The sequence below is a fragment of the Micropruina glycogenica genome, assembly GCF_900289045.1.
Classification (GTDB): domain Bacteria; phylum Actinomycetota; class Actinomycetes; order Propionibacteriales; family Propionibacteriaceae; genus Micropruina; species Micropruina glycogenica.
The window spans coordinates 2,961,494-2,975,579 of record NZ_LT985188.1 but is presented as its reverse complement, the minus strand read 5'-3'; the positions used below and the strand labels follow the sequence as shown (position 1 = coordinate 2,975,579).

The 14,086-nt window shown below is 68.0% G+C and carries 13 protein-coding genes and 1 pseudogene; 4 read left to right on the top strand and 10 right to left on the bottom strand.

From position 1 onward, the window contains the following. Nucleotides 1-307: 307 nt before the first annotated feature. From nagA to MPLG2_RS19510, 5 genes and pseudogenes are all read right to left on the bottom strand, one after another. Nucleotides 308-1,462 (bottom strand): N-acetylglucosamine-6-phosphate deacetylase, encoded by a 1,155-nt coding sequence (gene nagA / locus MPLG2_RS13960; protein ID WP_105186658.1) that lies wholly within the window; start codon nt 1,460-1,462, stop codon nt 308-310. Nucleotides 1,463-1,488: 26 nt separating this feature from the next. Beyond that, nucleotides 1,489-2,274, bottom strand: a complete 786-nt coding sequence (nagB, locus tag MPLG2_RS13955) for a glucosamine-6-phosphate deaminase (RefSeq protein WP_105186657.1) — start codon at nt 2,272-2,274, stop codon at nt 1,489-1,491. An 83-nt stretch (nt 2,275-2,357) separates the two neighbouring features. After that, nucleotides 2,358-2,981 (bottom strand): PTS sugar transporter subunit IIA, encoded by a 624-nt coding sequence (locus tag MPLG2_RS18755; protein ID WP_231935667.1) that lies wholly within the window; start codon nt 2,979-2,981, stop codon nt 2,358-2,360. A 92-nt stretch (nt 2,982-3,073) separates the two neighbouring features. Then, nucleotides 3,074-3,301, bottom strand: a pseudogene (locus MPLG2_RS19870) (PTS transporter subunit EIIC); the annotation flags it as partial. Continuing rightward, a complete protein-coding gene (locus tag MPLG2_RS19510; protein ID WP_231935666.1) occupies nt 3,229-3,558 on the bottom strand; it encodes a hypothetical protein in 330 nt (109 codons plus the stop codon). The pseudogene MPLG2_RS19870 and the gene MPLG2_RS19510, both read right to left, overlap by 73 nt. A 130-nt stretch (nt 3,559-3,688) precedes the next feature. Between MPLG2_RS19510 and MPLG2_RS13945 the strand changes: the two genes are divergently transcribed. Continuing rightward, nucleotides 3,689-4,420, top strand: a complete 732-nt coding sequence (locus MPLG2_RS13945) for a GntR family transcriptional regulator (RefSeq protein WP_105186656.1) — start codon at nt 3,689-3,691, stop codon at nt 4,418-4,420. Nucleotides 4,421-4,486: 66 nt separating this feature from the next. Here the strand turns inward: MPLG2_RS13945 and MPLG2_RS13940 are convergent, their stop codons facing one another. Beyond that, nucleotides 4,487-5,329 carry a lysophospholipid acyltransferase family protein gene (locus MPLG2_RS13940; RefSeq protein ID WP_408632043.1) on the bottom strand — a complete coding sequence of 281 codons (843 nt, stop codon included), beginning with the start codon at nt 5,327-5,329 and terminating at the stop codon, nt 4,487-4,489. A gap of 60 nt (nt 5,330-5,389) precedes the next feature. Further along, nucleotides 5,390-6,157 (bottom strand): SDR family NAD(P)-dependent oxidoreductase, encoded by a 768-nt coding sequence (locus tag MPLG2_RS13935; protein WP_105186655.1) that lies wholly within the window; start codon nt 6,155-6,157, stop codon nt 5,390-5,392. A 128-nt stretch (nt 6,158-6,285) separates the two neighbouring features. Between MPLG2_RS13935 and MPLG2_RS13930 the strand changes: the two genes are divergently transcribed. The 3 genes from MPLG2_RS13930 (at nt 6,286) to MPLG2_RS13920 (ending at nt 9,613) form a co-directional block, all read left to right on the top strand. Beyond that, nucleotides 6,286-6,888: a maleylpyruvate isomerase N-terminal domain-containing protein gene (locus MPLG2_RS13930; protein ID WP_105186654.1), complete on the top strand. Its 603-nt coding sequence runs from the start codon at nt 6,286-6,288 to the stop codon at nt 6,886-6,888. A gap of 56 nt (nt 6,889-6,944) precedes the next feature. After that, nucleotides 6,945-7,952: an endonuclease/exonuclease/phosphatase family protein gene (locus tag MPLG2_RS13925; protein WP_158681225.1), complete on the top strand. Its 1,008-nt coding sequence runs from the start codon at nt 6,945-6,947 to the stop codon at nt 7,950-7,952. 590 nt (nt 7,953-8,542) lie between these two features. After that, on the top strand, nt 8,543-9,613 hold the full coding sequence (locus tag MPLG2_RS13920; protein ID WP_158680754.1) for an IS110 family RNA-guided transposase: 1,071 nt from the start codon (nt 8,543-8,545) through the stop codon (nt 9,611-9,613). 38 nt (nt 9,614-9,651) lie between these two features. Here MPLG2_RS13920 and MPLG2_RS13915 read toward each other — a convergent pair whose 3' ends face one another. From MPLG2_RS13915 to MPLG2_RS13905, 3 genes are all read right to left on the bottom strand, one after another. Continuing rightward, nucleotides 9,652-10,839: an acetate/propionate family kinase gene (locus MPLG2_RS13915; protein WP_105186652.1), complete on the bottom strand. Its 1,188-nt coding sequence runs from the start codon at nt 10,837-10,839 to the stop codon at nt 9,652-9,654. A 31-nt stretch (nt 10,840-10,870) separates the two neighbouring features. Next, entirely contained in the window at nt 10,871-12,934 is a 2,064-nt protein-coding gene (gene pta, locus MPLG2_RS13910; RefSeq protein WP_105186651.1) for a phosphate acetyltransferase, read from the bottom strand. A gap of 319 nt (nt 12,935-13,253) precedes the next feature. Continuing rightward, nucleotides 13,254-14,045 carry a deoxyribonuclease IV gene (locus MPLG2_RS13905; RefSeq protein ID WP_105186650.1) on the bottom strand — a complete coding sequence of 264 codons (792 nt, stop codon included), beginning with the start codon at nt 14,043-14,045 and terminating at the stop codon, nt 13,254-13,256. Nucleotides 14,046-14,086: the final 41 nt, after the last annotated feature.

Genomic DNA, 14,086 nt, shown 5'->3' with positions numbered 1-14,086 from the left:
GGCGGATGCCGGGATCTCATGACGGACGTCGCTGTCCGCGCTTTTCGTCATCGCGGCGGATGCCGGGATCTCGTGGCGGACGTTGCTGGGCGCGAGATTACGTCCGGTTTGGGGAGCCTTCCGCCTCAGTGAGCGGTAGTGGGTGTCGAATCGGACGTAATCTGACGGCTGCTTGACGGTCGCGTTGGGAGATCCCGGGGCAAGCCCGGGATGACGGTTTGGTCGGGCTGGGAGATCCCGGGGCAAGCCCGGGATGACGCAAGAAGATCGTGGCCCGACGAGCGAGCCACGATCTTTTCTCGTGTGTTCAGCTCAGGTCGACCCAGGCGCCGGTCTTCATCACCCGCGCCACGCGCAGGTCGTCGTTCAGCACCACCAGGTCGGCGGCCGACCCGACCAGCAGCCCGGCCTCGTCCAACCCGACCGCGCGAGCCGGAATCACCGACGTCTGCCGCACGGCGATGGCCAACGCCTCGTCGCGGGGCAGGCCGCTGTTCAGCACGGCGTTGCGAAAGACCAGATCCATGGTGGCGGTGCTGCCCGCGATGGTGTCGGTGCCGGCCACCTTGGCCACCCCGCCGACCACGTCGACGGCCAACGAACCCAGGTGGTACGAACCGTCCTCCATACCCGCGGCGGCCATGGCGTCGGTGATCAGCGCGATGCGCTCAGAGCCCGCCTCACGGTTCACGAACTGGTACAGCGCCGGGTGTAGATGCACGCCGTCGTTGATCAGTTCGACCGTGACGCGCGGGTCTTCCATCAGGGCCACGACGGGGCCCGGCTCGCGGTGATGGATCGGCCGCATCGCGTTGAACAGGTGCGTCGCCACGGTGGCGCCGGCCTCGATGGCCGCCTTGGCCTGCTCGTAGCTGGCGTCGGTGTGACCTACCGCCGCCACCGCACCCAGCTCGACCATGCGGCGAATGGCGGGCATGGCTCCGTCGAGCTCGGGGGCGATGGTCACCATGCGCACCGCGCCCTTGGCCGCTGCGAACACCCGCTCGACCTCGGCCAACTCCGGTGACCGCAAGGCGGACGGCTCGTGCGCGCCGCAGCGCATCGGCGACAGCCACGGCCCCTCGAGGTGAATGCCGGCGATCAGGCCGTCTTGCACCTGCTCGCCCAGCACCGCCGCCTCACGTAGTAACTCGTCTGGGTGCGCCGACACCAGGGACGCCACCAGCGTGGTGGTGCCGTGCCGGCGTTGCAGTGCGACCGCCGCCCGAGAACCGTCCTCGGTGGCGTCGGGAAAGGCCCCCGATCCGCCGCCGTGGGTGTGCATGTCGACGAACCCCGGCACGACGGTGACCCCGCCCAGCGCGACATCGCCCTGCGCCGTGTCGACCGCCCGCGGCCCGGCGCCGGCACCCATCGCGGTGACCGCGCCGTCCGAGATCTCGACCCAGCCCGGGCTGTACACCTCGGTACCGGTGACCACCTGGTCAGCGGTGAGCAACATGGTGTTGTCCTTTCTCGTCCGGCGGCTCAGAGACCCTGCCACGCCGGCTTGGCGGCGTAGGTCTCGCGGTAGTAGCCGGTGAGTTGCAGCCGGCTGGCGGCGCCCTCGTCGAGCAGCACGGTGACGTGCGGGTGGTGCTGCAGAATCGTGCCCGGCCACATGGCGCTCACCGCACCCTCGGCCACGTGGTGCACGGCCTCGGCCTTGCCCACCCCGCTGGCCACCAGCACGACGTGCCTGGCCGACATGATGGTGCCCAGGCCCTGCGTGATGCAGTGGGTGGGTACCCGGTCGAGGTCGCCGTCGAAGAAGCGGGCGTTGTCGATGCGGGTCTGCTTGGTGAGGGTCTTGATGCGCGTGCGCGAGGCCAGGGACGACCCGGGCTCGTTGAAGCCGATGTGGCCGTCGGTGCCGATGCCGAGAATCTGCAGGTCGACGCCGCCGGCGGCGGCCATCGCGGCCTCGTACTCGGCGCAGAAGGCGGGAATGTCTTCAGCCAGGCCGTCGGGGCCGCGCACGTTGCCGTCTTCGAAGTCGACGCGGTGCACGAAGTCGCGGCGAATCACGTTGTGGTAGGTCTCGGGGTGGTCGGCGGCCAGGCCCACGTACTCGTCGAGGCTGAATCCCTTCGCCTTGGCGAACGACACCTCGCCCGCGTCGTAGAGCCGCGCCAGCTCGTCGTAGATGGCCAGCGGGGACGAGCCGGTGGCCAGGCCGAGCACCGCGTCGGGCTTGTTGCGCACCAGCTCGGCGATGGTGGCCGCGCCGAGCTTGCCGGCCTCGACAGCGTCGCGGCAGATGACGATTTCCATGACTGAATCTCCTTGTGGGTGGGGGTTGAGACGGGTGCAGGGGGACCCGGGCCGGTGGGGGATGCCGGCCCGGATCCCGGTTCTCAGCGGGTGCTGAACAGGGCGTCCAGGGCCGCCACGTGGTCACCGATCACGGCGTCTGTGAAGGCCACGCCGTCCGCCTGCCGCTCCATCACCAGCACCGGAATGATCGGGTTGCGTCCGGTGGCCTCGACGGCGGGCACGTCGTAGGTGATCACCTTCTGGCCGACCTCGACCCGATCGCCCTCGGCCACGTGGGTGGTGAAACCCTCGCCGTTGAGCTGCACGGTGTCGATGCCGAGGTGCACCAGCACGCCGACCTGGTCGTCGGTGAGCACCACGTAGGCGTGGGGCCAGAGCTTCATCACCGAACCGGCCACCGGAGCGACCGCGTCCACCACCTCGCGGGGCGGGTCGATGGCCAGGCCGTAGCCGACCAGGCCCTGGGCGAAGGTGGCGTCCGGCACGTCCTTCAGCGCCACCGGACGGCCGGCGACCGGCGCCACGATGGTGGTGCTGGGCACGTCGACCGTGGCCACCGCGGCGGCCGGGGCGACCTCTTCGAGGGCCGCGACGGTCTCGATCGGATCGGTCGGGTTGGCCACCAGGGTGTTGTTGATGTCGCTTTTGAGCGCGTCGGCCTGGGTGCCGAAGATGGCCTGCACGTTGTTGCCGACCTCGACCACGCCGGCCGCGCCGAGAGCCCGCAGCTTGGCCTGGTCGACAGCGACACCACGATCGGCACGAACCGGCGGCCGCCGAAGAAGCCGAGGTAGGGCGGCAGCTGAATGTCGTGGTACTTGTCGAACAGCCAGGCGGTGATCAGGCCGATCAGAATGCCGCCGAAGACGCTGTAGTTGATCTGGGCCTGGGTTCCGGCCGAGTTCATCACGCCGGCCAGCACGACCGGCGACATGCTCTTGAACACGGCGGTCATGACCAGGTAGCCGGCCACCGCAGACAGGGCGGTCGAGCCGTCCGCCTTCTTGGCGAAGCCGATGGCCACGCCCACGGCGAACAGTAGGGCGAGGTTGCCGAAGATGGCGTCGCCGCCGCGCTCATGGCCTCGAAGAAGGGGCCGATGACGGGAATCTTGATCTGGCCGAGCAGGTCGGGCTGGCCCAGGCGCAGCAGAATGCCGGCGGCGGGCAGCAGGGCGATGGGCAGCATCAGGCTCTTGCCGAGACGCTGCAGTTGGGCGAATCCGGGAATGCGTGGACCGGAGTCCTTGGTCGGCGTCTTTGCCGGGGCTGCGGTTGACATGTGGTGCTCCTCGTTGGATGTCGGGGGTTGACCGGGGTAATGATTGGTGTAGACCAATGAGAGAAGATTGGCATAGACCAATCGCAGACGTCAAGCTTTGGTCTAGTCCAATATTGGGTACTGTGGGCTCATGACCATCGACGGCCCCGGTAGGACCACGGTCAGGGTGCCGAAGTACTATCAGGTGAAGCGCGAGATTCTGAGGATGATCGCCGACCTGGCGCCCGGCACCGCCGTGCCCACCGAGCGCGAACTCGCGGTGCGGTTCGGCACGTCGCGCACCACCGTGCGGCAGGCGATCGCCGAACTCGTGGTGGACGGCCGGCTGGCCCGAACCCAGGGCAGCGGCACGTTTGTGGCACAGCCGAAACTGATGGTGGTGCGTCCGCTCACGTCGTTCAGCCAGGATCTGCAGTCAGAGGGCTGGCGGCCGGGCAGCGTGGTGCTCGACATCTCTGAGGTGCCGGCGAGCGTCGAGGCGGCGGAGCGGCTGCAGGTCGAGCCGGGCACCATGGTGCATCGGGTCGAGCGGTTGCGCACCTCGGCCGACGAGCCCATCGCGCATGAGATCGCGCTGCTGCCCGGCCCGTTGCCGCACCTGGCCGAACGGCTCGCGGAGCACTCGTCGTTGTACCGCACCCTGCATGAGGCGTACGGCATCAGCCTGGCCACGGCCGAAGACACCGTCGAAACAGTGCTGGCCGACCCGGTGACGGCCGATCTGCTGCGGGTCGACACGGGCCTGCCGCTGCTGCTGATACACCGCACGGGCTGGGACCACGACGGGCGCACGGTGGAGTGGTCGACCGGGCGGTTTCGCGGCGACCGGTTCCGGTTCATCTCGCGCCAACGACTGAGCTGAATCGTCGGCACCGTCGTCCCGGCGGATGACGGGGGTCGGAGCGGCACCGGTATGACGGCGCGCCGGTCAGCTCTCTTGCTGCTCGGCTTCGGTGTCTGGACGGGGCGGTGCATCGTCGGCCTCGACCGGCGGCTCGGCGTTCTTGGCCGCCTCGGCCTCGGCCACCTGGGCCTGCTCGGCGGCGGCCTTGCGCAGCGCGACGGCACGGTGGAAGTCGGCCTGGGTCGGCATGCCGTACGCCCGTGCGGTCGAGTCGTGCAGTTCGACCACGTAGCGGTAGACGCGCTCGGCGAACTGGTGCGCGATCTCACCGGGGGCTGCCTTGAGCGGACGGCCAAACACCACGTGCACATCTGGACGGCCCTGCGGCGGACGGGTGGTGCCGTACGGCATGGCGGCGTAGGCACCGACCAGGGCGATCGGCAGCACCGGCACGTTGCGGCTGATCGACAGCGCGGCGTGCCCAGGGGTGAAGTTCTTCATGGCACCGGTGCGTGAGCGGGTGCCTTCGGGGAACAGCAGCAGCGGCACACCCTCGCTGATCAGCACGCCGGCCAGCCCCTTGCGGTTGCGTAGCCCCTTGCGATCGACCGGAAAGGCGTTGAAGAACAGCCGGGTGGCGGCGGCGGTGTACCACTTGTCGAAGAAGTAGTCGGCGGCCGCACCCGCGGCCAGGTTGCGGCTCAGCCGGCGGGGTAGGGACCCCATGATCAGCGGGGCGTCCAGATGGCTGGAATGGTTGGCCACCGCGATGAAGGGGGGTTTGAGACCGTCGAGGTTGCGGCGTCCGTGCTCGTGCACGTGCACCGCCGACCAGATGTACGGCTTCATCAGCAACTGTTGGGCGACGAACCGTCCGGCCACCCCCGGTGCGGAGGAATAACGGCTGGTGTTCTCGTCGTCAGACACCGTTTACCTTCCCGCACGATCGGTCAGCACATTGTCGCGCAGCCACCCGGGGGAACCGGATCACTGCCTGCTTCTGCTCAACATACGGGAGGCCCAGCGAACCGTGGAACGAGGCGCGTGCCGGGCCACCAGCTTTTGTAGCTTCCAGCGCTTCGTGGGCACCGAAATGACCCGTCCCTTGTCGGCATCGGCCAAAGCTTCGGCCGCAACTCTGTCGGAATCCACCCAGATGAAATCGGGTATCGACGAGGTCTTGATGCCGGCCCGCTGGTGAAACTCGGTCTTGACCCAGCCCGGATTCACCGCCGTCACCGTGACGCCCGTGCCGTGCAGTTCGTTGGCCAACCCTTCCGAGTAGGCGAGCACGTAGGCCTTGATCGGCGAGTAGGCGCCCTGGCTGATGTAGGCGGCCAGCGACGCGATGTTGATGATCAGTCCGTGCCCCCGCGCCTTCATTGCCCGCCCGGCGGCGCCACCCAGCACCAGTACTGCCAGGCACATCACGTCGATCGCCCGGCGGTGTTCGTCGGGCTTGTCGTCGAGCAGTTTCACGTGCAACCCGTAGCCGGCGTTGTTGACGAGCACGTCGACCGGACGCTCGCTCGACTCGAGCCGGTCGGCCACCCGCTGCACGTCGGCCGGCACGGCAAGGTCGGCGGGCAGGATTTCCACGTGCACGCCGTAGCGCTCGGTGAACTCGTCGGCGCAGGCGCGCAGGCGTTCGGCGTCGCGGGCGACCAGCACCAGGTCGTGGCCTCGCTCGGCCAGGGCTCGGGCGAAGGCGGCCCCGATGCCGGAGGTTCCGCCGGTGATCAGTGCGGTGGGCATGGCCGAACGTTACCGGCAGCCCGACACGCAAGAGCCAGTACTGTGCGCTTCCGGGGTGTGCGGCCGCGCCCTGCCGCGATTTCAGGGATTGCACTGCCGATGCCGCGGCGACGGCAGTACCGTCAGGCATGAACAACGCCGACATCATGCTCGACGCGGCCGAAGCGTTCGTGGCGCTGGTCAGCGAGTTGCACCACGACGACTGGGACCGGCCCGGGCTGGGCGTGTGGGACGTCCGCTCGCTGGTGGGGCACACGGGACGCGCGGTGGTCACGGTGCTCGACTACCTGCCTCACACCGCCGACGTGGCCGAGCTGGCGTCGGCGGCGCACTACCTGGCCGTCGCCTACGGCGTCGACCCGGCCGTGCACGAAGGGGTGGCGGCGCGTGGCGTCGAGGCCGGTCATGAACTGGGCGACGAGCCCGCCGAGGTGATCGAGACGCTGATCTCGCGGCTGAGGGTCGCCTTGGCCGACACCAAGGGCGACCCGGTGATCACCACCCGGTTCGGCACCATCGCGCTCAGTGACTACCTCGACACCCGCCTGGTTGAGCTGGTGGTGCACACCTCAGACCTGGCTACCGCGGTGAACCGCGAGGCGCACCTGCCCGACGCCGCCGTGCGCCGCACCCTCGACGTGATCGCCGATGCGGCGATGCTCACTGGCCGGGGCGTGGCCGCGGTGCGTCAACTCAGCGCCCGCGACGGCTCGGCGTTCGTGCTGCTCTGACCACTCGCTGCGATACGGCACCCGCGGCCTTGCCCTGATCGGGCACGCTTGGGCGCGTGACCTCGACCCACCGGCGCAACCCCCATCGAAGGCCGCGCGGGCAGGCCTGGCTGGTGGTGCTCGGCGTGCTGGTCGCGATTCCGGCTGCCTTCGCCACCTGGCTGCGGGTGCTGCCGCCCAGCTCGGACGAGTTGGCCAAGGTGGCGTCGTTCATCCCCTACGGATTGGTGATGTGGGTGCCGGCGATGGTGCTGCTCGGCACTGCGACCATTCGGTCGTGGCGGCACCACAGGCCCGGACGAGTGGTGCTCGGCGTGCTGAGCCTGCTCGCCGCGGCCGGGCTGACCGCCGCTGCGGCCTGGGAGGCGCCGGCCTTCATACCTGACCGGCGGCCGGTCGTGACGCCGCCACTGACCGTGATCAGCCTGAATGTGGCCGGCACCGCCGATCCGACCGCCGTGACGCAGGCAGCCGCCGGGGCCGACGTAGTGGTATTCGTTGAGGCGTCCGAAGGCTGGCGGCTGAGCCTGTCCGAACGGTTTTATCAATGGTTCCCCCACCAGGCGCCGCCGATGCGCACAATGGACGTGGGGTCAGTGATCTTCTCGCGCTACCCACTGCGGGCCGGCGACCTGCCACCGTCCAACTCGTTTCAGCTCTCTGCCGCGATCGTCGACACCCCGCAACTGGGCCCGGTGCGAGTGGCGGCGGTGCACCCCTGCAACCCCTACTGCGGCGACGGGCTGTGGATGCGTGAGGCGGCTCACCTGCGCAGTTGGCTGGCCGGCCGCGACTTGACGATTCCCACCGTGGTGGCCGGCGACTTCAACTCGGTGGACGACCACAGCACGATGCGCGACCTCTACGCCGACGGCTTTCGCAGCGCCGCCAACCTGGCTGGTGCCGGGTTCGTGCGCACCTGGCCGGCGAATCGCCGGATTCCGCCGCTGATCGGCATCGACCACATCCTGGTCGACGGACGGCTGACCGCCACCGAGTTCGCCGCCTTCGAGGTGCCGGGCACCGACCATTTGGGCGTGCAAGCGGTGATCGCCGGAACGTGAGACCGGGTTAGGTCTCGACCGGCTCGACCGGCGGAAGGCCTCGTCATGCCGGGCTTGACCCGGGATCTCACCCGCAACCTGAGCGCTGACCAAGGTTGGAAGATCCCGGCGTTCGCCGGGAGGACGGTGGGCACGCACGTGTAAAGCGGAAGCGGGGGCGCCCCTGTCATGGTGTGGTCGGGCGTTTTCGCACTGCGAGGCGCTAGCCGAGCAGTCTCGGAAGGGCGGTACAGGGGCGCCCCCGCGGAGCGGCAACAGATGGGTCTCGACAAGCTGTGAGAGTTGGTGGTGGCTGGCCTGGGGCTAGCTGGCAGGGTGGTGGGACCGGTTGTTCGTGTGCGGGTCGTGACCCTTCGACAAGCTGACCGTCCGCAATTGTGCGGGGTGTCTTGGTCGAGATCTGTCCGGCTCGTGCACGGAGAACCGGCCGACCATCCCGGCCCACTCGTTGGCCTGATAGAAGCCCGTCCCACCGCTTTGGCGGGGTGACCGATCACAGTAACGCCACGGGTGACTCTTTCCCCGGGATGGCCGCGCCGGTTCGACCGGCTCGATGCCCAACATCCCGAAAACAGGAGGCTCAGACACCGATGGCCATCGTTGCAGATACCTACACCTATGTGGTGGGTGTGGACACCCACGCCGCCACTCATCATTACGCGATCGTGGAGACCCGTAGCGGCGGCCAGATCACCCACGGGAAGTTCCCCACCCATGCCGCGGGCTTGTTGCGGGCCGTGGATTGGATCAGCCGCCGCACCAGTGTTGACGACAACCCAGCTGTCGACCAGGTGCTGATCAGCATGGAAGGCACCGGCAGTTACGGCGCCCAGGCAGCCGAGCTGCTCGCCGCACGCGGTTACCGGGTCGTCGACGCACCCTCGCCGAAACGGGCTCGTGGCAGCGGCAAGAACGACCACATCGATGCCCTGGTCGCTGCCCGCGGCGCGTTACCCAAGGACAGCGAACGGCTCGCCGACCGACGCGCCGGCCATACCCGTGCCGCGCTGCAGATCCTGCTCACCGCCCGCGACAGCATGCGACGCGACCGGACCCGTTCCAAGAACCAGCTCACCGCGCTGCTACGCACCCACAACCTCGACATCGATGCCCGCAAGGGAATCAACAAGGTCCACATCAGCCTCATTGCGGGCTGGCGCAAGCGGCCCACCGACACCACCCTGGCCCGGATCGCCCGCACCGAAGCGCACCGCCTCGCCACCCGCATCCACACCCTGGACGCCGACCTCGACAGCAACGAGAAAGCCATCAACGCCCTCGTGCGTGAACTCGAACCAACCCTGCTCGACCTGCCCGGCCTCGGACCCATCAACGCCGCCATTGTGCTCGCCGTCTGGTCTCACCCCGGCCGCATCCATGACGAAGCCGGCTTCGCCAAGATCGGCGGCGTCTGCCCCCTGGAGATCTCCTCGGGCAACTCCAAGGATCATCGCCTCAACCGCACCGGCGACCGACAACTCAACTCAGCCCTGAACTCCATCGCGAACACCCGCATGCGACACGACGAAACCACCAAGGCCTACGTCAAGAAACGCAAACAGCAAGGCCAAACCAAACCCCGAATCCGACGCTGCCTCAAGCGCTACATCGCCCGCCAAATCTTCCGACACCTCAACACGACCACCCTTGACAAGACATAGAAGCGTCTCGACCAGCGAAGAAGCTCGACCAGCGGCGGTCAGGCGCCGATCGCGGCCTTTGTCTCGCGCGCCATCGCGAGCTCCTCGTTCGTGGGCACCACCAGGATCGCGATGGACGACTCGGGCGTCGAGATCACCCGCGGCTCTTTCGAGCGGGTGTCGTTGACGGTGTCGTCCAAGGTCACGCCGAGAAAAGCCAGGCGCTTGGCGATCGCCGCCCGCAGCAGCGGGTTGTTCTCGCCCACGCCGGCCGTGAACGTGATGGCCTCGACTCCGCCGAGAATGGCGATGTACGAACCGATGTAGCTGAGCAGTCGGTGCGTGTACACGGCCAGGGCCAGCGTGGCGGCCTCGTCGCCGTCGCCGACCAGCTCGTTGATGTCGCGAAAGTCGGTGGCGCCGCAGAGCCCGAGCATGCCCGACTTCTTGTTGAGCGTGGTGTCGATGTCGTCGATGCTCATGCCCACCTGGCGGGCCAGAAAGGCGTGCAGCCCCGGGTCGACGTCGCCCGAGCGGGTACCCATCACCAAGCCGGCCAGCGGGGTCAGCCCCATGGACGCCTCGACCGCCACCCCGTGGTCGACGGCCGAGATCGACGCACCGTTGCCGAGATGGCAGACGATCTGGTTGAACGAGTCGTACGGCTTGCCCAGCACGTCCGCGACCTTGCGGCTGACGTAGCTGTGCGAGGTGCCGTGGAAGCCGTACTTGCGAATGCCGTGCTCAGCGGCCAGTTCACGGGGCACGGCGTAGGTGTAGGCCTCGGGCGGCAGGGTGGCGAAGAACGCGGTGTCGAAGATCGCCACGTGCGGCACGTCGGGCAGCACCCGGCGGGCGGCCGCGATGCCGGCGATGGCCGGCGGGTTGTGCAACGGGGCCAGCGGCGACAGCTTGCGCAGGTGTTCGAGCATCTCGTCGTCGATCAGCGTGGTCGAGTTGAACTCGGCGCCGCCGTGCACGGTGCGGTGCCCGACCGCCTTCACCGAGGCGAGCGACGGGCCGAACTCGTCGAACATCTGGGTGAGCACGGTGAGTGCGCGGCCGTGGTTGGGAAAGCCGCGGGTCTGGTGGTGGGTCTGGCCGTCGACGGTGTGGTCGATGGTGCCCGACTCGTCACCGATGCGCTGAATGATGCCCGAAGCCAGCACGGCTTCGTCGTCGGCGTCGATGACCTGGTACTTGATCGACGACGATCCGGCGTTCAGCAGCAGAATGGGCGTGCTCATGCGATGCTCTCCTTGACGAGGGGTTCGGGGTTCAGTTGCCGTCGGACTGGGCCTGAATGGCCGTGATCACCACGGTGTTGACGATGTCTTCGACCAGGGCGCCGCGCGACAGGTCGTTGACCGCTTTCTTGAGGCCCTGCAGAATCGGGCCGATCGCCACCGCGCCCGACGACCGCTGCACCGCCTTGTAGGTGTTGTTGCCGGTGTTGAGGTCGGGAAAGATGAACACCGTCGCCTTGCCGGCTACGGCCGAGTTCGGCAGCTTGGTGCGGGCCACGTCGGGGTCGACGGCCGCGTCGAACTGAATCGGCCCCTCCAACGCCAGGTCCGGACGGCGTTCGCGCACCAGGTCGGTGGCCTGCCGCACCTTGTCGACGTCGGCGCCCGAACCCGAGCTGCCCGTCGAATACGACAGCATGGCAACCCGCGGTTCGATGCCGAACGCCAGCGCGGTTTCGGCCGAGCTGATCGCGATGTCGGCCAGCTGTTCGGCGGTCGGGTCGGGGTTGACCGCGCAGTCGGCGTAGACGTGCACCCTGTCGGGCATGCACATCAGAAACGAGCCCGACACCACCTTGACGCCCGGCTTGGTCTTGATGAACTCCAGCGACGGACGAATGGTGTTGGCGGTGGTGTTGATCGCCCCCGACACCATGCCGTCGGCCAGGCCCAGGTGCACCATCATCGTGCCGAAGTACGAAAGGTCTTTCATCTTCTCGCGGGCCTGTTCGACGGTGACGCCCTTGTGGGCGCGCAGTGTCGCGTACTCCTGCGAGAACCGTTCGAGCAGTTCGGGGTCGTTGGGGTCGACGATGTCGACGCCGTCCAGCACCCAACCCATGGCCGAGGCGCGGGTCTTGATCTCGACCGGGTCGCCCAGCAGGGTCAGGTCGGCGACGCCGCGCTGCATCAGAATCGACGCCGATTCGAGAATGCGGTCGTCGCTCGATTCGGGCATCACGATGCGGCGGCGGTCACGCCGGGCCAGCTCGTTGAGCTGATAGCCGAACATCAACGGGGTGATGGCCTTAGACGGCTCCACCTCGAGCGCCTGCAGCAGCGCCTGGGCGTCGACCCGTTCAGAGAACAGGCGGCGTGACACCTCGACCTTGCGGGGCGATGAGGTGAAGTGACCCTCGGTGTTGAACACCTGCTTGGCGGTGGTGTAGGTGCCCAGTTCGGTCATGCCGATGGGCAGGTCGAGATGCATACCGTCGAAGAGGCGCACCACGGGATCGGGAATCGGGTAGCCGCCGGTGAGGATCACGCCGGTGATCTGCGGGAACGAGCCGGAATGGTGGGCCAGTATCAGGCCGGGCAGCAGGTCGGAACGGTCGCTGGGCATCAGCACGGTGGCCTCGGTGACCAGGCGGGTCAGAATGTTGGGCAGGGTCATCGCGGCCACCACCACGTCTTGGCTCTCGCGGTCGAGCAGGTCGGGGTTGCCGAGTACGTGCACGGCGCCGACGGCCTCGTACTGAGCGCGCAACGTGGGCGCGACCAGCAGCCGGTCGGCGGGGATCGCGGCCACCAGCAGATCGGTGAGGCCGTGCAGGGCCTCGACCGTCTCGTCCAGAATGTCGGCGTCGACCCGGTTGGCGATCACCCCGATGGTCTGCACGTGATGCGCGGTGAACTCGTTGAGGGCGGTCTCTGCGGCGTCGCGAATCTGCTGCGCGTCGCGGTCGTGGCCGCTCACCACCAGCAGCAGCGAGCTGTTCAGGTTGGCGGCGATCTCGGCGTTGAAGGCGAGCTCGGTGGGGCTGGTCACGTCGGCGTAGTCGGAGCCGAGCACCACGATCGCGTCGAACCGGGGGCTGATGCGGCCGAACTTCTCGACGATGGTCTGCAGGGCGCCCTCGAAGTCGGTGCGCATCTCGTCGTAGGTGATGCCGACGGTCTCGTCGTAGGTCTGGTCGATGCCGGGTTGGGCGAGCATCATTTCGAGAATGCCGTCGCGCTCGCCGGCTCGCACCAACGGACGGAACACGCCGACCGATTCCACCTCTCGCAGCACCGTGTCGAGCACGCCCAGGGCGATGACGGATTTGCCGGTGTGGCCCTCGGGGGCCGCTACGTACACGCTTCGAGTCACGACGTTCAGGCTAAACCCCTGACCGGAGGACTGTCTGCCAGACGCCCGCCCACTGGGCTATGGACGTCCGTGCCCGACCTAGCCGCGTTGCTGAGAACCGGTGCTGTGTCTGACGCCGCTTCGATGTCACGTTTGCGCCCGGCTTCGTTCAGCTTTGTCGGGTTTGCTAGGGATTCACCACGTCACGGTCAGAGATCCCGGCGTGCGCCGGGATGACGGGGTAGAACGACCGTTGGTCGAGCTTGTCGAGACCTGCGCGCCCGCATCGTTGGGAGATCCCGGCGTGCGCCGGGATGATGGCTAGCAACTTCCGTCAGCCCTACAGGCGATCTGCGAGCCAGGTGAGGTCGAGGACGTGCTCGGGCACGCCGCCCGGGGTTTCGATGACGACGGGGGCGTCGGCACTGCGCAGCACATCGGCCACACCGTCGGGATCGCAGTGGCCGGTGCCCCAGTTGGCATGCCGGTCGGCGCCGGAATCGAACGGGTCGCGGGAGTCGTTGGCGTGGATCAGGTCGAGCCGTCCGGTGATCGACTTCAGCCGGTCCACGAGTCCAAGAAGTTCGAGTCCGGCCGCGTGGGCATGACAAGTGTCGAGACAGAAACCGACCATGTCGGCGTTGGCCGAGGCCGCGATCGCCGACCAGAGCCGGTCGATCGACTCGAGTTGGCGGGTCATCGCGTTGGTGCCGCCCGCTGTGTTCTCGATCAGCAGCGGCACGGCGATGTCGAGCCTGTCGACCGCCTTGAACCAATTGGCGTAACCGACCTGCGGATCCTCGTTCTTGTTGAGATGGCCGCCGTGCACGATTACGCCGGCGGCGCCGATCTCGGCGGCCGCGGTGAGTTGCTTCTGAAGATGCTGCCGGGACGGGATGCGGATGCGGTTGTTGCTGCTGGCCACGTTCAGCACGTACGGCGCATGCACGTACAGCGCGACGCCGGCGGATTCGGCGTCGGCTTTGAGCGTGGCCGCACCGCCCGCATAGGCCACCTTCGGACCCTTCCAGCCCTGCGGGTCGCCGAGGAAGAACTGGCTGAGCCCGGCGCCGCGAGCCTTGGCTTCGACGATCGGGTCTGTCTGGTCGACATGGGCACCCATCACGATCATGGCTGCGAGCCTAACGGTGGTCACCGACGGCATCGAAGCGC